A 26629-nucleotide genomic window follows, 5' to 3' on the forward strand; every position below is an offset into this window, starting at 1 on the left:
TCATCTTTACCTATTAACCAAATCGCATATTTACATTCAATTCTAATCTTATTTACAACGTTCTCTTATCCATAACACCGCCACAGCAATCTAAAAATACTATCAAAAATGCCAAGCTTGATTTAAACGCTAATTTATTGCACAATAATTAGTTCGTACTCTAAGTATTTTTTCTAACAACACATTAAGTGGGGAATTCATGGAATTGTCTCAATGGGTATCCATTGGCCTGTATTTTATCGCCATGCTGTGCATTGGTGTTTTTGCCTACCGTACGTCAACAGACGACGTTTCCGGCTACTTGCTCGGAGGGCGTAAAGTCAGTCCTCATGTAACGGCGTTATCCGCCGGGGCTTCAGATATGAGCGGTTGGATGCTAATGGGATTGCCTGGCGCTATGTTTCTGGTTGGTTTTGAGACTGTTTACATTGCGGTTGGATTATTGATTGGTGCATTAGCCAACTACTATCTTGTTGCGCCTAAATTAAGGGTATATACGGAGGTAGCTGGAGATTCACTCACCTTACCGGAGTTTTTTGCCAATCGATTCGGTGGTGACAAACAACTCGTGAGAATTGTATCAGCTGTAATCATTGTTATGTTTTTCACTTTGTACACCAGTGCGGGACTCGTTGCTGGTGGAAAGCTCTTTGAGTCGGCATTTAATGTTGATTACCACATTGGCTTATTGGTAACCCTTGGTGTTGTAGTCGGTTATACCCTGCTAGGTGGCTTTCTGGCTGTCAGTATGACGGACTTTGTACAGGGCTGTATCATGTTTATCGCGCTTGTATTGGTACCAGTGGTTGCATTTCAGGCGTTTGACAGCGTATCTGAAATGAATAGTTTTGCCACGACGTCAATTCCAACCATGGGCGAAGGCTTAACCAACTTAACCTGGTTAGGGCTGATCAGCGCTTTGGCGTGGGGTTTAGGTTATTTCGGTCAACCACACATCATTGTGCGCTTTATGGCCATTCGTTCGATAAAGGACATTGCCACTGCGCGCAATATTGGTATGAGCTGGATGCTGGTAACGATCATCGGTGCGTTAGGCACAGGACTCGTCGGTATTGCCTATGCCAATAAGTTCGATCTTGCCGTAAACGATGCAGAAACGATATTTATCATTTTCTCAGAAATACTGTTTCACCCACTCATCAGTGGATTTTTGTTGGCTGCCATTTTGGCAGCGATCATGAGCACAATATCGTCTCAATTACTGGTATCAGCCAGCTCATTAACCGAAGACCTCTATCGCGTGTTTTCGGCAAGTAAAAAGACAGAAGGTACTGAAGATAATCAGTCCGTGCTGATTGGTCGTATTGGTGTTGTAGGTGTTGCCTTGGTGGCTGCCTTACTCGCCTTTGACAGGTCAAATACCATTTTGGGTATTGTGAGCAACGCGTGGGCCGGTTTCGGTGCAGCGTTTGGTCCATTGGTACTGTGCAGTCTATATAAAGCCAATCTAACCCATAGAGCTGCTATCGCAGGGATCATAACGGGCGCTGCAACGGTGCTGTTTTGGATCTATGTGCCCGTACTAGGCGATGGGCAAACCCTGAGTAGTCTAGTGTACGAAATCGTACCCGGATTTATCGTCAGCTTTATTACAATTTTCGGCGTTTCAGCACTGGATTCATCACCGTCAGAACAAGTACAGGAAGAATTCGAAAAAACGCATCAACTAGTGACTCAACATTCTTAAGCAGAGGTTATCGTGGATAATACACATTGGAAACGCATTGTTATCAAATGCGGCAGTGCGTTAATCGCACCGAAACAAAACGGCTGCAGTAGTCACTATCTACTCAGCATTGCACATTTTATATTACGTTGTCGCGAACGAGGCATTGATGTGGTGTTAGTCTCGTCAGGCTCTGTTGCAGCAGGTCGACATTTATTTGCCGACCAAGACAAATCCATTGCAGCTAAAAAAGCGATGGCAGCGGCAGGCCAAACTGAAATGATGGCTACATGGGACAAACTGTTTGATTTTGCGACCGCACAAATCTTATTGACCCACGCCGATCTGCGCGACCGCGAGCGCTATGAAAGCATTCGCAACACCATCGACAGTTTGGTCGACAATGGAATATTGCCGATCGTGAATGAAAACGACACGGTCACAACCGACAAACTAAAAGTCGGTGACAATGACAATTTGTCGGCAATGGTTGCAGCAGCGTTTGACGCAGATGCACTTATCATTTGCTCAGACGTAGATGGTCTATACGACAAAAACCCACATAAATATGACGATGCCAAACTCCTGTCGTGGATCAGTGAAATAGACGAATCCACCTACAGAATGGCAGGTGATGCTGTAAGTGACGTGGGCACTGGCGGTATGAAAACCAAGATCCAGGCTGCTGAAAAAGCGACGTCTCATGGTATCGACACATTCATCGTCAATGGGTTTACCGAATTGTCATTTAACCAGCTGTTAGCCGGTAAAAACCCTGGAACGCATTTTCAGCCACATGCGAAGCCGCTTAGTGACCATCAGCATTGGATGACACATACAGCGAAAGCGCAAGGTGAGCTCATTGTAAATGAAGAGTTCGATGCACCAGCAGAGAAAGCCAGTGAGGAGCTCACGGGCGCAACGCTGAAAGAGGTCAAAGGTCAGTTTAATGTCGGCGATACCGTTTTGATTACCAAGCAAGACGGGACAAAAATCGCCAAAGCACGCTCAAATTACAGTAGCTGCTTGCTGAGCTTTATTGCGGAGCAGGAAAATCCTGAATACGCCGATGAGTTTCAGAAAAACACTGGACCTATTTTATCTGATAAAAATATCGCAATTTTGGAGAATTCATGAGTTTAGTAAATACGATTTCATCAGCTGCTGCGGCAGCCGCACGTCATTTGGCCATCTTAGAAGAATCTGAAAAAAATGCAGTATTGCAAGATATGGCTACAGCGTTACGTGAACAACAACTTAGCATTTTGACTGCCAATGAAATTGATGTGTCTGAAGCACAAAAAAATAATTTATCTTTGGCGATGATCGACCGCCTGACACTTAACCCTGAACGTATTGAAGATATGGCTAAGGGGATCGAAACCGTTGCATCGCTAGACGATCCAGTGGGCAAAGTGCGTACACTCGGCCAACGCCCCAACGGTATCAATATCAGCAAAATGCGCGTTCCACTGGGCGTCGTTTGTATGATCTATGAAGCGCGCCCAAATGTGACAGCTGATGCCGGAGCATTGTGCTTTAAATCAGGCAATGCCGTCATATTACGTGGGGGTAAAGAGGCTCTTAAAAGCAGTCTCGCAATTGCAGAAATTCTAACCTCGGTATTACGCCAGCACGGTTTACCTGAGGCACTTATTTCGGTAGTACCTGATCCAGATAGAGCCCACATGATGGAGCTTATGGAGCAACGAGAATTGATAGATGTCATTATCCCTCGTGGTGGTGAAGGTCTGATCAATTTTGTAACCGATAACAGTAAAGTGCCTGTTATTCAGCACTTTAAAGGCGTCTGTCACTTATATGTAGATAAAGATGCTGACATCGAGAAAGCACTCGATCTGCTTGAAAATGGTAAGACGCAGAGAACCGGTGTATGTAATGCTCTCGAAGGATTACTGGTTCACAAAGACATCGCAAGCACCTTTTTACCCAAAGCTGCATCACTACTGAACGACCATGCTGTTAGGGTGAATGGTTGCGCAACAACTGCTCAATTCGTGCCTGCGTGTAACGTGATTAATGAAGCCGATTTTGGTGACGAATACCTTGATCTCGAAATCGCGATCCGAGTCGTCGATAACATCGATGGGGCTATCGATCATATTGCACGTTTTGGTAGCAACCATACAGAAGTGATTTGTACCGAAAATGAAGTGAATGCCCACAAATTCCAGCGCACCGTAGACGCGTCTGTGGTTATGGTGAATGCCTCTTCACGCTTCTCCGACGGTAGCCAGCTAGGTCTTGGAGCTGAAATTGGTATAGCAACCACCAAGCTACATGCCTACGGCCCTATGGGGCTTGAATCCCTGACTACGGAAAAATACCTGGTTAACGGAGATGGGCAAATTCGCGCGTAATAGTGGCATCAGCTATGATAGGCAAAACACAGTCTAATTAGCTGAACAATGAATTGCCCTATTCCGCAACACACACAATTGCTCGTGGTGGACATTCAAGAGAAATTGTACCCCCACATTGAGCAATGCGAGCATGTGCTGATGCGCGCTAAGCAACTTATGCTTGGCGCATCAGCCTTCCAGCTACCCATTACCATTGTTGAACAATACCCGGAAGGATTGGGGCAAACCCATACCGAATTGCTGGAGTCAAACATCCTCTTCACCAAACTGACAAAGGCAACCTTTTCCGCATTAAAAACAACGACTATTAAAAATCACTTACAAAGTATAAACCGCAAAAACCTGATTATTTGCGGCACTGAATCGCATGTTTGTGTATTGCAGACAGCGCTGGACGCCATGAATCAAGGTTTTAACGTGTGGTTGGCTTGGGATGCTTGTGGTTCTCGATTTAACCAAGACAAAGCACTAGCATTTACCCGTCTGCAAGATTCAGGTTGCGCCATGGTGACGACGGAAATGCTGTTATTTGAATGGATGGAAACTAAGGAACACATTCTTTTCCCTGACATTATTCAGACCTTAAAGGCATGATCAGGTGAACGCTGACTTTATTCAAAAACAAGAAGCGTTGTTGGACGCGTTGGATCTATTAAGGCCTGAATTACGTGCAGGGATCAGTGAATATGAATTATTGCAACGGCTGAAGGCGGCACCTTTTCATTTGTTTACTGGCCAGGAATTGCGCCAAACATTGGATATGTTCCGGTGCCATTTTATTTTGTTCAATAGTCTTTATCTGATGCGTGACACATGGATTTCACAAGGCGTTGGCGTGCTCAATATACATACACTGCAAATTCAACTTATGCCCTTCACGCAACAGCCTGACGGTGTTGTTCCCAATGATCCATTAAGAGAGTATTACCTCGATTGGTCGCAATTGCAGCAAACCCAAGAAGATGATGTTGATGCACTGCTGGAACAGTTCTGGCAACAGTTTAGTGGTTCACCTGTTTGTGTGAGTCAGGATGTCGTTAATGATGCATTGCAAACGTTAGGTTTGGACGATAATGCCATTGAAGATGCGAGTCAGTTAAAACGACATTACAAACAATTGCTGCATCAACATCACCCTGACAAAGGCGGTGATCCGATAAAAGCCAAACAAATCATTACTGCATTCAACACCCTGCAACAAGTCTACTTTTCAGCGTAGCAGAGCATCACACTAATATCAGACGCGCAACCACTAGCTAATCATCAATGAATAAGTCTCAACTAGCATGTCACCTAGGGGGTCGTTATGAACACCTGACGATAGATATTGCATACCCAGCTTTTGCATAATTCGTATTGAGCCCACATTGTCTTTTACAGCTAGTGCACTGAATTGGTTAATGCCCGTCAATTCATTCAGCGCCTGAATAATATTCCTAGCAGCTTCTGTCGCGATGCCTTGGCCCCAATATTTCCGAGCAAAGCGCCAGCCCACTTCTAAATTGTCCGGTTCTGGCTTATCTGAGAAAAAGTGCATAGGCCTCACCAATATCCAGCCACAAAATGCTGCATTCTCCTTATCAAATACGCCCCACATTCCCCAGCCTTTTTCAGGTCGGGTGTAAGTTGCGAGACGCGGCAGCATCACATCACGTAACGTTTCTCTTTGTGTTGTTTTGCCGCCACTGATAAAGCGCATAACTTCAGGGTCTTGATCAAGCTGAAAAAGGTGTTCTTCATCTGCGGGGTTGTTAGGGTCAAGAAGGCGAAAACGCAGTCGTTCGCTCGGTGTAATGTGCATATTTATCCTTAAACAATACTATGCTGTGCCCATCAAGGGAGTTAGGTAGAATGTGTTAGGTGAGAGCTATAAGGCTGCCAGAAAGGCATATACCGAGTCAACAATCACAACGCGTGCCCCACCAGCTACTGCTAACTCTCGATAAAATTCTGAACCTTTCTTATGCGCATCATCTTTGGGAATAACCCCAATCACCAATTCAGGGGTTATCTGAGACTCAATCGTCGCCAATTTAGCAAAAGAACGAGCATCACTTTCCGTGAGGGTAATAACATTCGCACCAGAATAGTCATAGAGTACGTGTTTATATTCCCGCACTAACTCAAGAAATGACGTACTTTGATGCACTTCCATCAAATCAAATGCATCCACATCATCAAACAACCTGATCTGCACAATGCCGTTGTTGACAAAAAATTCGCTCGCCATGAGGTTACTCAGCTACATGTGACTCTATAAAGGCTAGCAGTATTCTGAACATAAAGGAATTTTCAGCCGCCAATAATGGCCAAATTTTCAGTACCGCCAGTGTTGCCTTGATGTAAATAGTGCTCACCCACTTTATTGTTGACCAATCGCTTAATATTATCCTTAATCGATTGGACATTGGGCTGCACGTTATCATCAAGAAGATCATAACCTTGATCAGCAAACAAACATAAATGCAAACGCCCTTTTGAAGACACTCGCAAGCGATTACAACTGCTGCAAAAGGAAGGACTGTAGGGCATGATCACCCCTACCTTACCCGAGTATTCGACATGGCTAAACTCTTCAGCTGGGCCTCCAAGAGCAGGCTTTTTAATCATTTGCCAACCATCCTGCAAGAGTGAATGCTTTATCCCTTGTGCAGAGACATGACGCTGATTAAAAAACTGCGTATTGTGACCCGTTTGCATCAATTCAATAAAGCGCAGTGTGATGGGTAAATCACGGATCCAATTAAGATAGCCTGCCAGTGCCTGAGAATTGATATTTTTCATCAGCACTGAATTAACCTTAACTGAAATACCAAGCGAAAGCGCTTTGTCAATCCCGCGCAATATCCGATCTAAATGATCATGGCCAGTGATTGCACTAAACAATTTAGGATCCAAGCTATCAATGCTGATATTGACCGAATCCAATCCAGCGTCCGCCCAGTGCTCAACCTGTTTTTCGAGCATAAAACCATTGGTAGTCAACGCTATATGGCGAATACCTGAATGTTGGCGTACTTGCGCAATGATATCGGTAAGATCTTTCCGCAAGCTAGGCTCACCACCCGTAAGCCTCACTTTTTGTGTGCCGAGATGCGCAAATGCAGCCACAATGCTGTCTATTTGTGTAAGTGACAATTGAGCGCGGTCACGATGGCGATCGTTTCCGTCAGGCAAACAGTAATCACAACGATAATTGCATTGATCGGTAATCGATAAACGCAAATAACGAAACTGCCTGCCATATGGATCGACTAACACACTGACTCCTTTACTATTCACGCTTCTATGCGGCTGCTACCTGTTGATGAATGTGTCCAACTAACTCTTTTGGTAAACACAACTGGCTGGCTAACTGCTGCAAATATTCTTTCGACGCTGGCTGTTCTAAATCTATCGCACTTACACTGGCTGCGTAAACTTCAATGCCCGTTTGGGCATCTGGTACGGCTGCAATAAGCGCCGGCATTTTAAGCGGTTTACGCAACTCATCAAACAACGTCGCTTTTTCCTCGACACTCAAATCCATCGTATCGACTTGTTGAAAAATGCGCGCACGCTCGGCTTCATCAATGTGACCATCAGCATAAGCTGCCGCGATCATTGCACGCATAAGGAGCATCTGTCCGGACTCATTCTGATCATCCACGACATCTTCAAATGCCGCTTGCGATAATTGAGCAGGCGCAACTTGATAGGTGTTGGATTGGCCACCACCTGATGACTCTCGTCTAACGCCTTCACTTTCACCTTGTTTAGCAGAGTATTGCTGATACGCTTTCCAAGCCAAACCGCCCACAGCCGCTAGAGCGCCTACTTTAAGCGCCGTCTTGCCTACCTTTCGACCTTTTTTACTCGCCACCATTGTTGTCAAACCACCACCGGCAACACCACCTAAAAAACCGCTGATAGCACCGGATTTTGACAATCCACCGACTAATTTTTGTAAATCTCGCATCACACACTCCTTTTTTGATGTATTCAGCATACGCAAGAATATGCTGGATGAATAACGGGAGTTTGTTACAAATCTATTCGATAAACCTGAACAATAAGACCTGACTTATGCCAATTTAATTGCAAACGAACGTGACGATAATCGCCGCTTTGTGGCAGTATGTGGCTAAATCTTTTTTCAACCACATTTCATGCGCAGTTCCCGTCACTTTAACGACCAAGACAAACCTATTAACTGGCAGATTTTTAAGAAGCTTTGGCCTTACCTGCTTGAGTTTAAACAGCGCGTGTGGCTCGCCATTGGTTGCCTTGTTGCCGCTAAACTCGCCAGTGTCGGCCTGCCCTTCGTATTAAAACACACAGTGGATGCGTTGAATGTAGATACAACGCAAGCACAACTGGTTATTGCGCCGATAGCGTTAATCATTGCATACGGCATTTTGAGACTGGCGAATGTGTTATTTGGTGAAATCCGTGACACCTTATTTGGGCGAGTCACAGAGCGCGCGATGCGCCGTTTGGGGCTAACCGTATTTAATCACTTACACGCATTGGACCTCGACTTTCACCTAAGCCGGCAAACAGGTGGTTTATCCCGTGATATAGAGCGAGGCACCAGCGGCATCAGCTTCTTAATGCGCTTTATGGTGTTCAATATTGGTCCCACCTTGCTTGAAATAGCTTTAGTGGTCAGCATTTTGTTCATTAATTACGGATTCGCTTTTGCTGGCATCATTTTACTTTCGGTCGTTGCCTACGTGTCTTTTTCAGTAAAAGCGACAGACTGGCGTACCCGCTTCGTGCGCGAAATGAATCAAGCAGACAACAGCACAACAACACGCGCTATTGATAGTCTTATTAATTTTGAAACGGTGAAATACTTCGGTAATGAACACTACGAAGCCAAACGATACGACGACGATTTAGCGAAGTGGGAAATTGCCAGACGGCGTAATCGCCTTTCGTTATTTGCGCTAAATGGTGGACAAGCCTTTATCATTGCCGCAGCCATGACGTCAATGATGGCAATGGCAGCGTTTAAGGTAGCAGATGGTTCAATGACCATTGGTGACTTTGTGCTGATCAACGCATTTACGATGCAGATTTTTATGCCATTGAACTTTCTTGGTTTTGTCTACCGTGAAATCCGCGGTTCATTGGCCAATATCGATAACTTATTTGATTTACTTGAACAATCTCCCAAGGTCATCGATAAGCCTAATGCCAATGAGCTTGTTGTTACCCGCGGAAGCATTGCATTTAAAGATGTGAGTTTCGGTTATGGGAAAGAGCGTCAAATTTTAAATAAAATTAGCTTTGCCATTGAGCCTGGCAGCAAGGTGGCTATTGTCGGCGAAAGTGGCTCAGGCAAATCAACACTGGTTAAATTAATGTTCCGTTTCTATGACCCAGACCAAGGCTCAATTTGTATAGATGACACCCCTATCGACAGTGTTACTCAGCAGTCTTTAAGAAGTCACATCGGTATGGTGCCGCAAGATACGGTGTTGTTTAACGATACGATTTTTGAAAATATTCGTTACGGCAGGCCTTCAGCTTCTGACAACGAGGTGGAAGAAGCCATTCGACTAGCCCACCTAGAGCACTTTATTGAAAGCTTACCCAAAGGCAGCAATACGCAGGTCGGCGAGCGTGGGCTAAAGCTATCCGGTGGCGAAAAACAGCGCGTGGCGATTGCCAGAACCATACTGAAACGTCCACCTATTTTAATCTTCGATGAAGCGACTTCGTCATTGGATTCTCAATCCGAGAAAGCCATACTGAACGCACTGCGAGAAATAGCAAAGGGCCACACCAGCATTATGATAGCCCATCGGCTATCCACCATCGTCGATGCCGATAACATTCTAGTGATCAATAAGGGTAAATTGGTTGAACAAGGCAACCATGATGAACTCATCAAGTTAGATGGGCATTACGCAAAATTGTGGCAAGCGCAACAGCAGTCTAAACAATAAAAAGCACTCTCATTGCGGCTAGGCGCCCAAGACATATTGCGTGCTATTACTCGATTGAAGCCTCGTATTGGCGTAGCAATGCCTGACCCTTAGGTGTATTTTGAAACACCAACCAAAGCGTTTCTTTCGGCAAAACGACTATCGAATCAACCTTGTTGCGCAGTGATGGTGGCACATTGTGGACGTAGTCTAATATCACCTCTAACTTCCCTGCGGCTAGGAGCGCGAAGGCCCTCGCATTATCTTCATGAGCAACATGGGTTGTATAGTTATTCAACAAACCTTGAAACTCATAGCCATGACGCCAAGCAATCACTTTATCGTCCAGATCGGCAATGGTATTGATATTCACCCGGTCTGGCATAAAATAGGCTCTGAGTTCATTCTCAATATCGATGGGCTTAGACGGATACAATTTATCCGGGTAGGTAGTTCGGTAAACACCGACTAAGATATCGGCGCGTTGCGCTAAAAAGAGTCGCCTAGCGCGTTCGAATTCAGAAATATCCCACTTGATTTCCTTGTCGCTTTGAAAGGCTTTGCGGATTGGATCTAGGTATGTACCGGTCCCGTCAGGGTTAACAAAACCAGTCCAGTTGGCCCCTGCTACAGTGACTGTATTGTCATTAGCATAGGTAATAGGCGCTAAGAAAATAAAAAGCCAAAAACAAACTCGACGGATATCTATCATCAAACAATATGATCATAACGGAACGTTCTATAACCATAGCGTTGAGTATGGAGAGCGTCAATGTATCCATAGTGCTATGGACACATTGACCTTTTCGGTTTAGCGGTGAGTGCGCAGGCGATCCGAAATCAAGAACGCCATTTCCAGCACCTGATCAGCGTTTAAACGCGGATCACATTGAGTTTGATAGGCTTGTGCTAAGTCATCATCGCTGATTTTATAAGCACCACCGGTACACTCGGTTACATGTTGACCAGTCATTTCTAAATGAATACCACCAGCGTGCGTGCCTTCCAGTTCATGCGCTGCGAAGAATTGCTGGATTTCACGCAATATCGAATCAAAATCACGCGTCTTGTAGCCACTGCTCGCTTTAAACGTATTGCCATGCATTGGGTCAGAGCTCCACACCACATGGCGACCTTCGCTTTTTACTCTGCGTAGCAACGGCGGTAGCTTTTCTGCTAAGGTGTCAGCCCCCATGCGAGTGATCAGGGTCAAACGGCCGGGATCATTCAGCGGGTTTAGCGCATCAATTAACTCAATCAATTCATCGCCTTGCATGCCCGGTCCCACCTTCACTCCGATCGGGTTATGAATACCACGAAAGAACTCAATGTGTGCATGGTCTAACTGGCGTGTACGCTCACCGATCCATAACATATGAGCACTACAGTCATAGGGTTTACCGGTTAATGTGTCGATGCGGGTCAACGCTTGTTCATAGTTAAGCAACAACGCTTCATGCGACGTAAACAAAGACGTTTCGTGTAACGTTGCAGTATTTGCCGCATTGATGCCGATCACGTTCATAAAATCGAGAGTGTCTTGAATTCGCGTCGCCATATCGTGGTAACGCTCCTTCAATGGATTGTTCTCTACAAATGCCATATTCCAACGATTTACTTGTTGCAAGTCAGCTAAACCGCCTTGTGCAAAAGCACGCAATAGGTTCAAAGTAGAGGCACTGCGATGATAAGCATCTAACAAACGCGTTGGGTCTGGCTCCCGGGCTTCTGGCGTAAACTCAAAACTATTGATAATGTCACCACGGTAACTCGGTAGCGAAACACCGTTAATCGTCTCCATGTCGGATGATCGTGGTTTAGCATATTGCCCCGCCATGCGCGCAACTTTTGTAACAGGACAACGTCCAGCAAATGTCAGTACAATTGCCATCTGCAGCAGTACTTTAAAGGTGTCTCTTATTTTGGGTGCATTAAATTCATCAAATGACTCTGCACAATCCCCGCCCTGCAATAAAAAACCGTTCCCCAAGCAAACATCGCTTAACTGTTTGCGAAGTTGACGTGCTTCCTCAGCAAATACCAACGGCGGATAGGTTGCGAGCCTTTGCTCAACGTCTGCTAACAACGTTTTATCTCGGTAAGTTGGTTGTTGCAGAATCGGTTTTTCTCGCCAAGTATCTGGGCGCCACGTGCTCATCTAGCTCATTTCCTGTTTGGTTGATGATAGTCTCCGAAGAGTATCACAGAGAATCGCGACTATTTAGCCCTGAAGCAAAGAATTCGTATGCATTTTCAGTATAAATAAGATGAAACTTGCAACCGAAACAAGTAGACAAGTTTTCAGTGGTTATCGCAGATGATGTTGGCCCATGTGCAAGTACATTGCCTTTGTCTAACAATATTGCATGGGAACTGTACTTCGCCGCCATATTCACATCATGACAGGACATCACGATACAATTTCCTTTTTTCTGCAATGTTTGTAACAACACCATGACCTTATATTGGAACACTATATCCAGGCCTTGCAGTGGTTCATCAAGCAATAACACCCCATTTCCGGCCTCTAAATGAGACCAAACTTGCATTAAGCAACGTGCTAAATGCACCCGTTGACGTTCGCCCCCAGACAATTCAACCAGTGGCTTTTGCAAAAACTGGGAGACCGACAAGCTCTGCTCTACTGCATCGGGTAAAGCAGGTTGAGAACTAAAGAAGGTTAAATATTCCGCAACCGAAATTGAGAATTCACTGTGCAGCTCTTGTGCTAGGTAACTTCGCGTAGTGGCAAGTTCAGCGATAGTCCACTCGCTCAGTGCCTGACTCCTGAATAGAACAGTGCCGTTGGTTGGTGTTATTAAGCCAGCTAAACTCAATAACAAAGTCGATTTCCCTGAGCCATTTGCGCCGAGTACTTGCACTAAACTGCCTACAGGAATATCTAATTGAGGAATTTCTAAGCGTGCGTCCACTACAAGGTTTTCAAGTCTAAACACTGTTTCAGGCTCGTTTCTGGGGCTAATGTGCACGAAATTGTCCTTTCACCAGCGCATAGATAAATAATGGACCACCAATAGTCGCGGTTAACATAGAAACCGGGAAGGTCGTCACCGCCCAAAGTTCTGTCAAAAGCCCAATGAACAGCAAAAGTACGCTGCCGAATAATGCCGAAAGAGGGATAACAAAACGATTGTCATGACCAACCCACAGGCGCACAAAATGCGGGACTAACAAGCCGATAAATGCGATAGAGCCAGCGAGTGACACCGCCACACCTACCGCAACGGCACATGCTAGGATCAGTCGTTGATTCAATAGATGCGTATCAACACCGCTTGCTAAAGCGGTATTGGCCCCCAAAAATAGGCGATTAAGTTGACTGCCTTTCAATCCAATATAACCCACAGCAATCACCGACAATGGAATAGACGCAGACAATAGCAACCAATCGGATTGATACAAACTGCCCATTAACCAGAATGTCAGGTTTCGCAATGATTGCGCATCGGCAAAATAATACAACCACGACACTACGGCACCCGTTAACGTGGATATTGCAATACCGGCGAGCACGACTGCCACGGGCGCTGACTGCAGATGCTTGGCGATACGATAGATAAGCGCAGTAGACGCCAATGCCCCCACAAAACAAGCCAGTGGCAAAGCATACTGTATCTCAACAAACGGCAGCGTTGCGCCCGATAGCAATACCACAGCAGCAACTAAACTGGCGCCACTGGAAATACCTATTATGCCGGGATCAGCCAACGGGTTTGCCAATAATACTTGAAGTGCTGCGGCACTGGCTGAGAGCGAGGCACCGACAATAATTGCGGTTAGCATCATGGGTAAAGTGAACTGCAGAAGAATTTGCCAACGCACGCTCGCGTCGTCAATTCGCAGCCATTGAAGCCACACAATACTGGCACATAATACGATCAGCAAAGCTGCCAACACGCATAAATACCCGTATTTACGCTGTTGGTGTCTAGACAAGATTAGTATCGACTGTTGCACACTGACTAAGCAGTCACAGATAGTTTGTTAATTAAGGCGTCAGACGCCTCTTCAATCAGATCCAGCACCAGTTCGAAACCTCGTTGACCGCCGTAATAAGGATCTGGGACTTCTTCAAACTCATTGTCAATAAGTGTTAAAAACAGTTGTACTTTTGATTTATGTTCATCAGGACAGCGCTCTAACAAATGCTGTAAGTTGTCTTCGTCCATCGCAAAAATGTGGTCAAAGGCAATAAAATCATCGTCGTCAACTCGGCGGCACGCTAAACCTTTAAAGTCATATCCTCGCGCAATACCCGCTTTCTGCGATCGTTTGTCGGGCGCTTTACCAATGTGATATCCATGCGTACCAGCAGAATCTATCTTCAAATTTAACCCGGCATCTTTCGCTTTCGAGCGAAACACTGCCTCTGCCGTGGGTGAGCGACAAATGTTACCAAGACAAACAAAGAGTACGGATGCATTTGAAGCCGGCATGAGTGATTCCTTTGAGCATTGATTAATGGTAAAAGCGAGCGAAGAGGCAACATTGTAATCAGTTAATAGTGAAGCGCAATGCTTAATCGGTGAATACATAGGATACTGACCTTAAGCCTTTAGTCGTGCTCGTGTATACTGGCTCCTTTTAAAACTAATAGGACCACCTATGCATCACGTGCTCATGCTCAGCAGTTCGCGCGCGGGCAATGAAGAATATCTCGCCCACGCTCGCCCGCTCATTGATGACCATCTGTCTTCAGCACAAAACAAGGTTAAACACGTTTGTTTTATTCCCTATGCAGGCGTCAGTATTAGCTACGATGACTACTGTGAAAAAGTCTCACAAGCACTTCCTCATATATCGATCACCGGTATCCATAGCAGCGACAATCCAAAAGCAGCATTGCAGTCTGCCGATGCGGTTTTAGTTGGTGGAGGCAATACCTTCCATTTGTTACATCAGCTGTACCAATACGATTTGCTAACTTCACTTCAGCAGCGCGTTGAGAGTGGCATGCCTTACGTTGGTTGGAGTGCAGGTTCTAATATATGCGGGCTCAGTATCCGAACTACAAACGACATGCCGATTATTGAACCGAAAAGTTTTAACGCGCTCGGTTTTGTAAACGCACAATTAAATCCCCACTATACCGATTACCAGCCACCGAACCATAACGGTGAAACCCGCGATGAGCGCTTATTTGAGTTTACTCAACTTAACCCTCAAACACCGGTTCTGGCGATTCGAGAAGGAACGGCTCTGGTGCGCACGGGCAATCGCTTAACATTACAAGGAAGCCTTGACGGGTTTGTATTCACAGGCTCCGACAAGAGTCTGATTAAACCCGGCGATGATTTAAGCGATTACCTGCAAGATTAACTCATTTGGTGCTTTGCATCCGCCAATTCTTTTTCAAGCCTCTGCGCCTCATTCGCGCGAGGCTTGGTAAAGCGGGCTAGTAAATGATACAGCACGGGCGTTAGGTAAAGGGTAAACACAACCGCTATTCCTAATCCACCAAACACAACCCAGCCAATAGCATTACGTGATTCCGCCCCCGCTCCGGTGGAAAGAATGAGCGGCAAACCACCGAGTAATGTAGACATCAATGTCATCATGATGGGGCGCAGACGGACTTCCCCCGCCTTTTTAATCGCATCGAGAACATTTGCGCCCTGATCGCGCAGCTGATCGGCGAATTCGACCAATAAGATGGAATTCTTCGCTAATAGCCCAATCAACATAACCAAACCGATCTGTGAATAAACATTGATTGAAGTGCCAGTGATGTACAGTGCAAATATGGCTGCTGCAATACCAAATGGCACCGTCAACATGACAACAACCGCACTGTTCACACTCTCAAACTGCGCCGCTAACACCAAAAATACAATCACAAATGCCAAAATATAGGTCAAACTGACTTGTTGCGATGTTTCTTCAAAGGTTTGCGCTTCACCAAGAAACACCAGGCCAATGCCATCAGGCAATGCGCTTTGCGACAATTCCCGCAGTGATTCAACAGCCGTTTGCAACGGCACGGTTTCCGGTAGCTCAACATCAATCTCAATTGCTCGTCGCTGTGCGTGACGTTCTAATTCTGCTGCAACACCTTCTTCAGTAATATACGCAACACTGGATAACGGCACCAAGTTTCCGCTATTTGACGCGACATATAAGTTTGTTAAGTCAGAGGGAGCACTGGTTGCCCTATTCGACGATTGCAAAATAATCGGTACGGCTTGATCGCCCACGTTAAGGTCTGCGATATCATCACCGTTAATAGCGGCTCTTAACGTTCGGTTGATATCCTCAAAGGGAACACCCAATTCTTCAGCGCGGCGGCGATCAATATTGACCCGCAATTGAGGCTGCGTGGGTTGATAGGAAATGCGTGGGCTGCCTAAATCAGGCAACTGTTGCTCAATCAATGCGGTAAAGTCGAGCGCTGCCTGATAAATATCCGGATAATTAGAGCCCGTCAGCGCAAATTCCATCCCGCCACCTTGTCCACGCAGGTTTAGACTGTTTGCCCCAAAGGCTCTTCCTGGTGCGCCTGGAATATCACCCAATTCTGGGCGCAATTGATTGATGATTTGTTGCTGACTCTGGTCCCGCTCATCCCAGTGAGCAAGTGGCACCGTGATAAAAACAATATTTGGGTCCCACTGCCCGACCACGGTATACACACTATCAATAGCACCTGAATCAACGTATGGCAGTAGCTTCTCTTCCATCGCATGAGCCTGACGGTCCATAAAACTGATACCGACACCGTCAGGACCACGGGCAAATATCCGCACCGTACCCCGATCTTCTGGTGGCAATAATTCATTTTCTAGCATGTTGTATGTGACAAAAGCACCACCGGCTGCCAACAAACTCATTCCAATCACGAGCCACGCATGACGTAACGACCAATCAAGCGACCGCTGATAAATGTTCAGGCATGAATGTCCAAATCGCGCGATGCCGCCACTGATGACACCTTTTGCCGCAGCTTTCAGAGGCAAACGAGCAGTAAGTGCCGGCACAAGCGACAAGGCGACAAATGACGAAATAATTACGGCACCCGCCAACACACCACCAAACTCACGGAATAATCGTCCCGCGGTAGACGGTAAAAAGGCGATCGGAATAAACACCGCGGCTAAAACGGCCGTTGTTGCCACAACGGCAAAGAAAACTTCTCGTGTACCTATCACCGCAGCCGCCCGCGCACCAAGCCCCATGCTGCGTCTACGCTGAATGTTTTCTGACACGACAATGGCATCATCGACAATCAGTCCGGTAGCCAACACCAAGGCTAACAATGTCAATATATTGATGGAGAAGCCGAGCATCCATACGATGGCCAAAGCGCCAGCGAGTGATACAGGAATTGAAAATGCGGGTATTAACGTGGGTCTGAAATTACCAATAAATACCCACAAAGTGATGATTACCAGTACTACCGTGAATGACAATGATGTCATCACTTCCTGAACCGAGTCTCGAATAAACTCAGCGTCATCAGACGTTACAACAATATTCATATCCGGAAAGCGAGTGTCGAGCTGTTTGACCATAGCCAATACTTCATCAGAAATTTCAATCGTATTGGACTTAGCCTGACGTATAACGCCTACTCCGATGACGGGAACACCATTTAGCCGGACAAAGCTTTGTGGATCTGCGGGGCCAAAATACACGCTTGCAACATCGCCTACTCGCGTCGCTCCACGAATAACAATATCTTCAACATCCTCTGCGGTGACTGATGTTGCGTCTGCACGGACTATTAATTGCTGGTCGCTAGAGCGCAGACTACCCGCTGGAACATCAAAAGGCGCAGAACGTAACGCATCAGCTACATCTGTCATGGATAAACCAAAGCTGGTGAGCCGCAGCGGGTCAACAGTCACGCGCAGAACACGCTCTCTATCCCCATTCAATCGCACATCAGCAACACCCGGAATACTGAGAAATAGCGGCGCTAAGTCTGTTTCGACACGCTCTGTCAGAGTTTCTAGGTTTAGAGTGTCACTGGAGACCGCTAGACTCACCACGGATTCTGCATCGTTATCCGCTTTAATAATCGCAAGACGTTCGACCTCATCCGGCAATTCTCGTTGCACACGCGAAACTGATTCACGTGTTTCATTCGCTGCATCTTCCAAATTAATGCCCGGGCGAAACTCAACCCGTATGCGAGAATTGCCTTCTTCACTTTGCGCGCGTATAGATTTAACGCCACTGACGCGTGCTACCGCGCCTTCAAGACGACTAGTCACCTCGGCGTCAATAGTCTCTGGTGAGCCACCTGGATAATTGGCTGTCACTGTTACAATAGGTCTATCAACATCCGGTAGCTCGCGTACTTCAAGCCCCACAATGGCAGCCAGTCCGGCGATAACAACCAATAAATTAAGCACCACCACTAGTACAGGTCGGCGGATCGACAGTGAAGGTAAATCGTTAGTGAGATTGCTATCTAAACCACTCATACTGATTTACCCTTCATTTGCCATTTCTTGTGCCAAACTCACGTTGTCTGACCGAACGGATTGACCTTCGCGCAAGCGCTGAACCCCTTCGGCCACGAGGTATTCTCCTTCGTGTAAATCACCTTCTACCAAAATAGTGCCGCGCAAGCGTTGTTTAACGTTAACCGGAACCTTAACGGCTTTGCCGTTGACTGATTTCCAAACGTAAGCACCCGTCGCTCCCCACAGTAAGGCCGCTTCGGGTATCGCAGCGTAATGCTCACCTCTCAAAGTTAAACTGACGCGAAAACTCATGCCGGGACGATACTGATCATTTACGTTTTCAAGCAGTGCTCTGGCTCGAATGGTGCGATCGGCATTGTTAATTCGAGAATCGACTTGCGCAATTGCCGCGCTTAATTCAACACCGCGATTCGCCCAGGGTTGTAATGTCACAGAAGAGTTATCAGACAATACACTCACCGATGATTCTGGAGCGCTGAAATTGACGTATAGCTGATCACGCTGATCAATAGTTGTGATAACGGTTTGAAGCGTGATGCGGTCCCCCACTTCTATATCCGTTAAACCCACCACTCCACTGAAAGGCGCCAATACATGGCGATCATCTAAATTGGTTTGTGCTTCCTTTACATTCACTTCCGCCAGCGAGAGTGCGGTTTGAGCGAGATCCAATTCGTTTTGTGTCGCAGCGCCGTCTTTGACGCTGTTTTTGATCCGTTGAAAAGTTCTTTGTGCGTTATTTAATTCAATTTGCGCACGTTGAAGCGCCACTCGCTGGCGTCTGTCATCTAGTTTTACGAGGAGTTGTCCCGCTTCGACATGTTGTCCAGGCTCAAATTCGACCGCTGTTACAACGTCTGCGACTGCTGGATACAGGATCACAGAGCGGAAGGCTTCCGCAGTGCCTACAGCTTCAACTTTGGTTTCTTCATATTGGTAGCGAACAGGCTCTACTAAGACTAGTGTCGCTTGTGTATTACCGCTCCATTGTGCATTTGCGCTGACACTGCAAAACAGTATTAACACATTGAATATATGAATAAATTTATGCGAAGTTCGGATCACCAAGACACTCTTACTGTTTACCAATATTAATCACTATACTACGCAACAGCCTAGCAGGTTGATCAAATACTTATCGCGATAGTTGGCTAACTCATCGTGCGCTGTAAACCGTTAACTAAAAAGTGAGGATTATTTAATCAAGGGTGAAATATCGATATGGGATTGTACCAACGCGACCTTTTCCATTGGCGAGTTTGCACCATCAAAATACGGCACTTCACCTAATAACGGCGCATCAATAAAGTCGCACAGCGTCTCAATATTTTGTTGAGCATATGGCATGTCGGTGGACAAGTGATTCGCTACCCACCCAGCGATTTTAAAGCCTCTCGATTGAATCGCTTCGACCGTTAGCAAAGCATGATTTAAACACCCCAAACGCATACCAAACACAATCACTATCTGCATATCCAACGGCTCAATCACATCGGCCAATGTGACGTTTCGATTAATCGGCAGTAACCAACCACCCGCACCTTCGGTTAATAGGACGTCTGGTTTCTTTTCTTTCAGTACTTGAATGCCTCGATGTAGGGTTTCAACATCAATGCTTTGTTGGACTTCGCTGGCAGCAATATGGGGCGCGATAGGCGGTTCAAACGCAATGGGATTAACCTGACTGAGTGACACATCAACATTGCCACAGGTTTTAAGTAACACAGCATCTTCGTTTTCTAATTGACCATTATGCAAGGTACACCCAGCTGAAATGGGTTTGTATCCAACACATTTCATATTGTGTGCAGCAAATGCTTTAAGCAGCGCCGCACTTATCAGTGTTTTACCCACATCGGTATCAGTTCCGGTGACAAAAAAATTGAGCATAAAAGTGTTCCTGTTACTTCTTTAGTTGCCAAAAATCAACGCTGTAGGTCAAGCGCAGCTGGCCCTTTTCTGCATAATTTAGTCCCCACCATTGCGATAATTGATGCAGGTCTGCTTTGCGAATACTCGGCGTATGCTGCGACGCAGTGCTACCTGCACCAATCCCTTTTATCGAGTGCAATAAGGCTAATAGATTGTCATGCCACGTGGTATACAACCTCTTTTCCAGCGACACCACCGACAACCCGGCTTGTTGCACAGCCATCATCCACATATCTCTACCCATAAATGGCGTCACTCTATAACCTTGCTGTACACGTTGCCAACCTTGATGAAGTTCAGGCAAGCTATCATGTCGCAAAATGGCTAGATAGGCAGAGCCTCCGTTTTTCAAAACACGCTGGATCTCCGCCATCGCTGAAGACGGTTGATGCACCCATTGCAGTGCCATGCTGGATACAACACGGTCAAACTGTGCCGATTGCAAAGAAAGGGATTCGGCATCGGACTGTACATAGCTAACCTGACTGTCTGACTGCGTATTTTGCATATGTTGTTGTGCAGCGCTTAGCATGTCCTGAGCTAAATCAACGGCTACCCATTGCTCCTTAGCTTGTGCTAAACGAGACATTACATACCCCGTTCCACAACCTAAATCCAAACTACTGTTGCCGTTAATACCCTGTGAGACCATTGAGACTAAGTCATCGGCTATTCGTTGTTGTACTTTTGCCTGTTCAGAATAAACCTGAGCGGCTTTCGAAAACGCCTCACTAATACGCGACTTCTCTACTGCAGACGCCGGTGCAGTTGCGGGTATGCAAGGAGCGGTCATGCAGACTCCTGAATAATGGAAAGCGCATCGACAAGTACATCGAGATCCCGTTTGTGATGTTGGCTGCTGAGCGTGATCCTCAAACGGTCGCTGCCCTTTGGCACTGTTGGGTAACGCATTGCCCCTACCCAAATCCCAAGTTCCTTTAACCGGCTCGCGGCAGCCAAGGTCCTTTCAGGAGACCCCAATTTCACCGGTTGAATGGCTGATACAGAGTCACTCAATATAAGATCTGCGTCATGCATTCGCTGACGGAAATAACCAATATTTTCATGTAGTCTCGCGCGCTGTTCTCCCGCCTTCACAAGCTGCAATGCCTTTAACGTAGCGTGAGCTTGTGCCGGTGACATTGCGGTGGAATAGATATAGTGGCGAGCGAAGTTCGTTAAATACGCGATTAAATCATGACTACCAGCGACGAATGCGCCACCAGTTCCACAGGCTTTTCCCAAAGTCGCCATCACGATTTGACATTCCCTTTGCTCCGCTTGACTGGCTGCGATGCCCTCGCCTTTTGCGCCAATCACGCCAAAGCCGTGCGCATCATCAATCATAAACCATGCATTGTTTTCTTTTGCCATGGCTTTAAGTGCCAGTACATCAGCACTGTCACCATCCATGCTAAAAATACCTTCTGATGCAATCAAGCGGTTTTGACTGTCTGCGGCGACAGCGTCTGAACCTGACAAAAGAGTCGTAAGGTGATGCATATCATTGTGGCGAAAACGTTTAAACTCGCCCGTAATATTGCGACCGGCTTCAATCAAAGAAGCATGTGATAACTTGTCGGCGAGTAATACGCCGCCGTGCTTAAATAACGCCTGACAAATGGCTTGATTTGCCGCATAGCCTGAAGTGAATAACAGCACCTCATCGCGTCCCAACATCTCTGCTAATGTTTCTGATAATTGCTGATGAGCACGATAATAACCGGTGACCAGAGGTGAAGCACCGCTTCCCCCGCCATAGAGTTCAAGCCCCTCGACCCATGCCTGCAAAACCTCAGGGTGTTGCCGCAAGCCAAGGTAATCATTACTGGCAAAATTAATATAGGCTTTACCATCAACGCTGATAAGTGCCTCGTGTTCTTGGTCAATAACATGGTGTTTGCGCAGCAAAGCTTGGCTTTGACGCTGCGCAACGTCTGACTGAATAAATGAAAAAGCCATTGTGGTTACTTTGTCGTCGCGACCTCAGCTGCACCGCTGGCGCTGGACGTTTGCGTCGCATCGTAAAATAGGTCAGCACCTTGATTACGATTAATTTCATCATGCAAAGCGGCGCTGTGTGCTTCATCAGAATATTCGCGCGTCTTGTGTGCATTGATACCTAGCTTCTTAAACAACAACACATCTTCATGTGTTTCAGGGTTTGACGTGGTCAGCAGCTTACAGCCATAAAATATGGAGTTGGCCCCTGCCATAAAGCAAAGTGACTGCATTTGTTCGTTCATTTGTTCACGACCAGCCGATAATCGAACATAGGATTTAGGCATCATGATCCGCGCAACCGCTATGGTACGAATAAACTCAAAAGGTTCTAGATCTTCAATCGAATCCAGTGGCGTGCCTTGAACCTTGACTAACATATTGATGGGCACACTTTCAGGTTGTCTAGGTAAGTTCGCTAATTGAATAAGCAAGCTTGATCTATCATCCGCCGTTTCGCCCATGCCAACGATGCCACCAGAGCATACATTCATGCCCGCTTCTCGCACGTGTTCCAATGTATCAAGACGGTCTTGATAGGTACGAGTGGTAATGATATCGCCATAATAGTCGGGAGACGTATCAAGGTTATGATTGTAATAGTCTAAGCCCGCCTGTTTGAGCGCAATTGCCTGATCGCGCGTTAACATGCCCAATGTCATGCAAGTTTCCAGACCGAGCTTTTTCACTTCACGTATCATGTCGGCAACATAGGGAATATCTCTATCTTTCGGGTTCCGCCAAGCCGCTCCCATACAGAAACGTGTAGACCCCGTCGCTTTCGCCTCACGTGCGCGTTCAATGACCTTCTCAATTTCCATCAAACGCTCTTTTTCTAACCCAGTGTCATAACGAGCACTTTGCGGGCAATATTTACAATCTTCGGGGCAAGCACCGGTTTTAATCGATAACAGGGTACTGACTTGCACATGATTGGGGTCAAAATGCTGCCGATGCACACTCTGCGCATAGAACAATAAATCATTGAACGGCAGTTCAAATAACGCATTAACCTCATCTAACGTCCAATTGTGTCGAACTTCGCCGCGAAGTGAGGCAGTGACAGCCTGCATGCCCATGGAATACCCTTTACTATTATTTAAGACTGGCTTAGTCTAAGCGCGCCTTGCGACTTGTCAACTCTGACCAATGATAAATATTTACTAGTGATTATATTTTGAACAATATTGAATTTGATAAACACCATATTTGGCACCCCTACACATCCGCCACCAATCCGCTACCTTGCTATGAAGTCGCCGAAGCCAGAGGCGTTGAGCTGGTTTTAACCGACGGTAGAAGACTCATTGATGGGATGTCCTCATGGTGGGCCGCCATTCACGGCTACAACAATGCAGTATTGAACGACGCAGCCCATGCTCAAATCGATAAAATGTCACACGTTATGTTTGGTGGGATAACACACCAACCTGCCATTGATCTGTGCAGAACCTTACTCGACATACTTCCTCACGGCATGGACAGAGTCTTTCTGGCCGATTCAGGCTCGGTCTCGGTTGAAGTCGCGATTAAGATGGCCATTCAATACTGGGCAGCTCAAGGGCAAGCGCAAAAACACCGCATACTCAGTCCTCGCAACGGCTATCATGGTGATACCTTCGCTGCGATGTCTGTGTGTGATCCGGTCAATGGTATGCACAGCTTGTTTGAGAATGTATTACACAAGCAACTCTTTGCGCCTGCACCACAGACACGATTTGGTGCTATCTGGAATGATGACGAAATGTTAGCGGTTGAAGAACTTTTCGAACAACATCATCACGAATTAGCCGCCGTAATATTAGAGCCGATTGTTCAAGGCGCGGGCGGGATGCGTATGTACCACCCTGAATACCTCAAGCGCATTCGTCAATTGTGTGACCATTATCAGGTTTTACTTATCTGTGACGAAATTGCCACAGGATTTGGTCGCACCGGTAAACTGTTTGGTGTTGATCACGCCAATATCAGTCCAGATATTATGTGCTTGGGTAAAGCTTTAACCGGCGGATACCTCACTTTGGCTGCCACGGTGTGCAGCAATGAAGTTGCACTTGGCATTTGTGAAGGTGAGCCAGGTGTTTTCATGCACGGCCCTACGTACATGGGAAACCCTCTTGCCTGTGCAGTAGCAAATGCCAGTCTGTCCATTATCCAATCCAACCAATGGCAAACACAAGTTTTAGGGATCGAGCAACAACTGAAACAACAATTGAGCGCATGCGAGAGTTTACCGGTTGTCGCAGATGTCCGTGTACTCGGAGCGATCGGTGTGGTGGAAACCGTGCGCGCAATACCGGTTGCAGAACTTCAACGCCACTTTGTCGACGCAGGGGTCTGGATAAGACCGTTTGGCAAACTGGTGTATATCATGCCGCCCTATATTGTAACTGAGGCTCAACTTGAGCGATTAACCCAAGCTATCTACAACACATTGCGACAATACGGCTAGGCAACCATGCCCCCGAGAGTATGCATTAAAAGAGGCTTATTGCGCTATCGACTGTTTATTGCGTGCAATAGCCTCTGACAATTTGTCTGCTAAAGCCGCATGCTTTTTGTTGATAATGTGATAGCCCTTAACAACAGTGAGTAAATGTGACTGATAAGCGCGTTTTAGCGCCGGAAGTTGGTCTTGATCAACTGAAATAACCGCGTAATCAAAGCGTTCTGACTCAAACATGCTGTAAACACTTTTAACATTACCCATATCATAAAAACGAGCGGATAACGTTTCACTGATTTCCTCTGGTAGCAGAGCGGTGATCGCTCGCGTCGCAATAATCCAAACTTTTTCATCTGTGAAAACACTGGTATCACAGACCCGTTCAGGCTTGCACAACAAATACATATTAGCCTCAAGGATATGGGGCTCAATCACTACAACATTTTCGTAATGTTGTGCGTTCTGTTTAGCTCTCGCCACTTCTGCGTCCAAGTGCCCTGCATTCAATTCCAGATAGGCTCTTTCTGCAACGGCCATCTCGACAAATTCAATGTCAATCCCAATGTCTTGATAGCTCTTTTCTACAATGGTTTTGAATTTGTCAATTTGAAAATGAGGGTAATAGCCAACGGTATAAGCGCTGGCCTCTGATAACTGAGGTACTAGCAGTGTCAGACAAAAAATGACGATCCGTATCAAAGCACTTATCCAATAGAATCAACTAGCACTATTATAGTTGAAGTCTAGACAGCACGAAAAGTTGCGCTTAAGGTATTTCTTCGATTTGTTGGAGATTTGCGATGAAAGCCTTTTATCTTCCCTTGCTATGCGTAATATTACTGTCTGCATGTGGCGGAGACTCGGCACCCAATACAAACACGCCTTCTCCTATTCCTCAACCTTTGGATGCACAAACATTACTCAATCAAGCAACCAGCGACAGCGATGTGGCAGGCATTCTCGCCTATATCCAAACCCGCAATGATGATGCGCAGATATATGTTGCAGGCTATCGTGAAATTTCATCACTCACTCCCATCGAGCAACATGATCAATTTAAAATCGCCAGTATCAGCAAACTCTACATCGCCATTGCGGTTACGCGCCTTGTCGCGCGCGAACGTTTGCACTTAAACGATAGCGTGGCAACATGGTTACCTGAATATATTAGCTCAATCGACAACCTTGAAAGCGTCACTATTGAGCATCTGATAAAACACCGAAGTGGTATTCCTGATTTTGACAGTCAAGTAGGATTTAGTTGGGAAAACCCGCACACCGATTTAAGCCAGACATTGGCGTTTGTATTCGGTAAGCCTGCTGATTTCGAACCTAACGCTGAATACGAATATTCCAATACCAACTACTTATTGCTTGGGCTCATTATGGACAGAGTGTTGGGATTTGAGCATGAAATTTTCATTCAAGATGAAATTCTGACGCCTTTATCGCTCAACAATACTTTGCTTCACCAATCAACCACCAGCAATGAGGCAATGGTGCACGGATATTGGGGCGGTATTGATCGCATTGAACAGCGTTACGACATTCCAGGGGGCTCTATGGTATCAACAATAGCGGATACGGGTCGTTTTATCCGCGCATTAAATGATGGCAGTTTATTTGAGGCTGGAGAGGAAGCAATCTATCCCTATTTTTATACTCATTCAGGTTGGCTACCCGGTTACCAAAGTATTGCGGGGTATCATCAGGCGAGTAATAGCGTCATTATATTATTCGTAAACTCCACTGGCGGTCAGAGTGAGTCAATTTTACGCCAAACCTATGACAACCTTATAAAAACATTGACGTAA

25 protein-coding genes are annotated in these 26629 nt (G+C 46.1%); 9 read left to right on the forward strand and 16 right to left on the reverse strand.

What is annotated here, in order from left to right; translation table 11 throughout:
* The first annotated feature begins 199 nt into the window (after positions 1–199).
* The 5 genes from putP to CSH93_RS03975 are packed head-to-tail and all read left to right on the forward strand — an operon-like array spanning position 200 to position 5290.
* Complete coding sequence (putP, locus tag CSH93_RS03955; RefSeq protein WP_100641894.1) at positions 200–1708, forward strand: sodium/proline symporter PutP; 1509 nt, start codon at positions 200–202, stop codon at positions 1706–1708.
* Between the two features lie 12 nt (positions 1709–1720).
* Positions 1721–2824 (forward strand): glutamate 5-kinase, encoded by a 1104-nt coding sequence (gene proB / locus CSH93_RS03960; protein ID WP_100641895.1) that lies wholly within the window; start codon positions 1721–1723, stop codon positions 2822–2824.
* Positions 2821–4068 carry a glutamate-5-semialdehyde dehydrogenase gene (locus tag CSH93_RS03965; protein WP_100641896.1) on the forward strand — a complete coding sequence of 416 codons (1248 nt, stop codon included), beginning with the start codon at positions 2821–2823 and terminating at the stop codon, positions 4066–4068. The genes proB and CSH93_RS03965 overlap by 4 nt, the downstream gene beginning before the upstream one ends.
* Before the next feature lie 48 nt (positions 4069–4116).
* A complete protein-coding gene (locus tag CSH93_RS03970) occupies positions 4117–4665 on the forward strand; it encodes an isochorismatase family protein (protein ID WP_100641897.1) in 549 nt (182 codons plus the stop codon).
* A gap of 4 nt (positions 4666–4669) precedes the next feature.
* Complete coding sequence (locus CSH93_RS03975) at positions 4670–5290, forward strand: DNA-J related domain-containing protein (protein ID WP_100641898.1); 621 nt, start codon at positions 4670–4672, stop codon at positions 5288–5290.
* Between the two features lie 33 nt (positions 5291–5323).
* Here CSH93_RS03975 and CSH93_RS03980 read toward each other — a convergent pair whose 3' ends face one another.
* The 4 genes from CSH93_RS03980 to CSH93_RS03995 all read right to left on the reverse strand — a co-directional run bounded on the left by CSH93_RS03980 (position 5324) and on the right by CSH93_RS03995 (position 8029).
* On the reverse strand, positions 5324–5872 hold the full coding sequence (locus tag CSH93_RS03980) for a GNAT family N-acetyltransferase (RefSeq protein WP_100641899.1): 549 nt from the start codon (positions 5870–5872) through the stop codon (positions 5324–5326).
* A 66-nt stretch (positions 5873–5938) separates the two neighbouring features.
* Positions 5939–6301, reverse strand: a complete 363-nt coding sequence (locus tag CSH93_RS03985; protein WP_100641900.1) for a hypothetical protein — start codon at positions 6299–6301, stop codon at positions 5939–5941.
* Positions 6302–6363: 62 nt separating this feature from the next.
* Positions 6364–7332: a GTP 3',8-cyclase MoaA gene (moaA, locus tag CSH93_RS03990; protein ID WP_100641901.1), complete on the reverse strand. Its 969-nt coding sequence runs from the start codon at positions 7330–7332 to the stop codon at positions 6364–6366.
* A gap of 25 nt (positions 7333–7357) precedes the next feature.
* Positions 7358–8029: a tellurite resistance TerB family protein gene (locus CSH93_RS03995; protein WP_100641902.1), complete on the reverse strand. Its 672-nt coding sequence runs from the start codon at positions 8027–8029 to the stop codon at positions 7358–7360.
* Positions 8030–8219: 190 nt separating this feature from the next.
* Between CSH93_RS03995 and CSH93_RS04000 the strand changes: the two genes are divergently transcribed.
* Positions 8220–10007, forward strand: coding sequence for an ABCB family ABC transporter ATP-binding protein/permease (locus CSH93_RS04000; RefSeq protein ID WP_100641903.1), 1788 nt, complete (start codon positions 8220–8222; stop codon positions 10005–10007).
* Between the two features lie 46 nt (positions 10008–10053).
* Here CSH93_RS04000 and CSH93_RS04005 read toward each other — a convergent pair whose 3' ends face one another.
* The 5 genes from CSH93_RS04005 to CSH93_RS04025 form a co-directional block, all read right to left on the reverse strand.
* Positions 10054–10701, reverse strand: coding sequence for a hypothetical protein (locus tag CSH93_RS04005; RefSeq protein ID WP_164078287.1), 648 nt, complete (start codon positions 10699–10701; stop codon positions 10054–10056).
* A gap of 96 nt (positions 10702–10797) precedes the next feature.
* The gene (locus tag CSH93_RS04010; protein WP_100641905.1) at positions 10798–12144 is read right to left on the reverse strand and encodes a class II 3-deoxy-7-phosphoheptulonate synthase; all 1347 of its coding nucleotides are present in this window, start codon (positions 12142–12144) and stop codon (positions 10798–10800) included.
* A gap of 43 nt (positions 12145–12187) precedes the next feature.
* On the reverse strand, positions 12188–12976 hold the full coding sequence (locus tag CSH93_RS04015; RefSeq protein ID WP_100641906.1) for an ABC transporter ATP-binding protein: 789 nt from the start codon (positions 12974–12976) through the stop codon (positions 12188–12190).
* Positions 12966–13943, reverse strand: coding sequence for a FecCD family ABC transporter permease (locus CSH93_RS04020; RefSeq protein WP_240615475.1), 978 nt, complete (start codon positions 13941–13943; stop codon positions 12966–12968). The genes CSH93_RS04015 and CSH93_RS04020 overlap by 11 nt, the downstream gene beginning before the upstream one ends.
* 26 nt (positions 13944–13969) lie before the next feature.
* Complete coding sequence (locus tag CSH93_RS04025; protein ID WP_100641907.1) at positions 13970–14443, reverse strand: low molecular weight protein-tyrosine-phosphatase; 474 nt, start codon at positions 14441–14443, stop codon at positions 13970–13972.
* A gap of 169 nt (positions 14444–14612) precedes the next feature.
* Here CSH93_RS04025 and pepE point away from each other — a divergent pair, with 169 nt between their 5' ends.
* Positions 14613–15326, forward strand: a complete 714-nt coding sequence (gene pepE, locus CSH93_RS04030; RefSeq protein ID WP_100641908.1) for a dipeptidase PepE — start codon at positions 14613–14615, stop codon at positions 15324–15326.
* Here pepE and CSH93_RS04035 read toward each other — a convergent pair.
* The 6 genes from CSH93_RS04035 to bioB form a co-directional block, all read right to left on the reverse strand.
* A complete protein-coding gene (locus CSH93_RS04035) occupies positions 15323–18433 on the reverse strand; it encodes an efflux RND transporter permease subunit (RefSeq protein WP_100641909.1) in 3111 nt (1036 codons plus the stop codon). The genes pepE and CSH93_RS04035 overlap by 4 nt on opposite strands.
* 6 nt (positions 18434–18439) lie before the next feature.
* Positions 18440–19498 carry an efflux RND transporter periplasmic adaptor subunit gene (locus CSH93_RS04040; protein WP_240615501.1) on the reverse strand — a complete coding sequence of 353 codons (1059 nt, stop codon included), beginning with the start codon at positions 19496–19498 and terminating at the stop codon, positions 18440–18442.
* A 132-nt stretch (positions 19499–19630) separates the two neighbouring features.
* Positions 19631–20326 (reverse strand): dethiobiotin synthase, encoded by a 696-nt coding sequence (bioD, locus tag CSH93_RS04045; protein WP_100641911.1) that lies wholly within the window; start codon positions 20324–20326, stop codon positions 19631–19633.
* 13 nt (positions 20327–20339) lie between these two features.
* Entirely contained in the window at positions 20340–21161 is an 822-nt protein-coding gene (locus CSH93_RS04050) for a methyltransferase domain-containing protein (RefSeq protein WP_100641912.1), read from the reverse strand.
* Positions 21158–22330 carry an aminotransferase class I/II-fold pyridoxal phosphate-dependent enzyme gene (locus CSH93_RS04055; protein ID WP_100641913.1) on the reverse strand — a complete coding sequence of 391 codons (1173 nt, stop codon included), beginning with the start codon at positions 22328–22330 and terminating at the stop codon, positions 21158–21160. The genes CSH93_RS04050 and CSH93_RS04055 overlap by 4 nt, the downstream gene beginning before the upstream one ends.
* Positions 22331–22335: 5 nt before the next feature.
* Entirely contained in the window at positions 22336–23442 is a 1107-nt protein-coding gene (gene bioB / locus CSH93_RS04060; RefSeq protein WP_240615476.1) for a biotin synthase BioB, read from the reverse strand.
* A gap of 104 nt (positions 23443–23546) precedes the next feature.
* Here bioB and bioA point away from each other — a divergent pair, with 104 nt between their 5' ends.
* A complete protein-coding gene (gene bioA / locus CSH93_RS04065; RefSeq protein ID WP_100641915.1) occupies positions 23547–24821 on the forward strand; it encodes an adenosylmethionine--8-amino-7-oxononanoate transaminase in 1275 nt (424 codons plus the stop codon).
* 36 nt (positions 24822–24857) lie between these two features.
* Here bioA and CSH93_RS04070 read toward each other — a convergent pair whose 3' ends face one another.
* Positions 24858–25514: a hypothetical protein gene (locus CSH93_RS04070; protein ID WP_100641916.1), complete on the reverse strand. Its 657-nt coding sequence runs from the start codon at positions 25512–25514 to the stop codon at positions 24858–24860.
* Between the two features lie 101 nt (positions 25515–25615).
* Between CSH93_RS04070 and CSH93_RS04075 the strand changes: the two genes are divergently transcribed.
* Entirely contained in the window at positions 25616–26629 is a 1014-nt protein-coding gene (locus CSH93_RS04075) for a serine hydrolase domain-containing protein (RefSeq protein ID WP_100641917.1), read from the forward strand.

The sequence above is a fragment of the Neoalteromonas facilis genome (genome assembly GCF_002807665.1).
In the GTDB taxonomy this organism is placed as follows: Bacteria; Pseudomonadota; Gammaproteobacteria; order Enterobacterales; family Alteromonadaceae; genus Alteromonas_E; species Alteromonas_E facilis.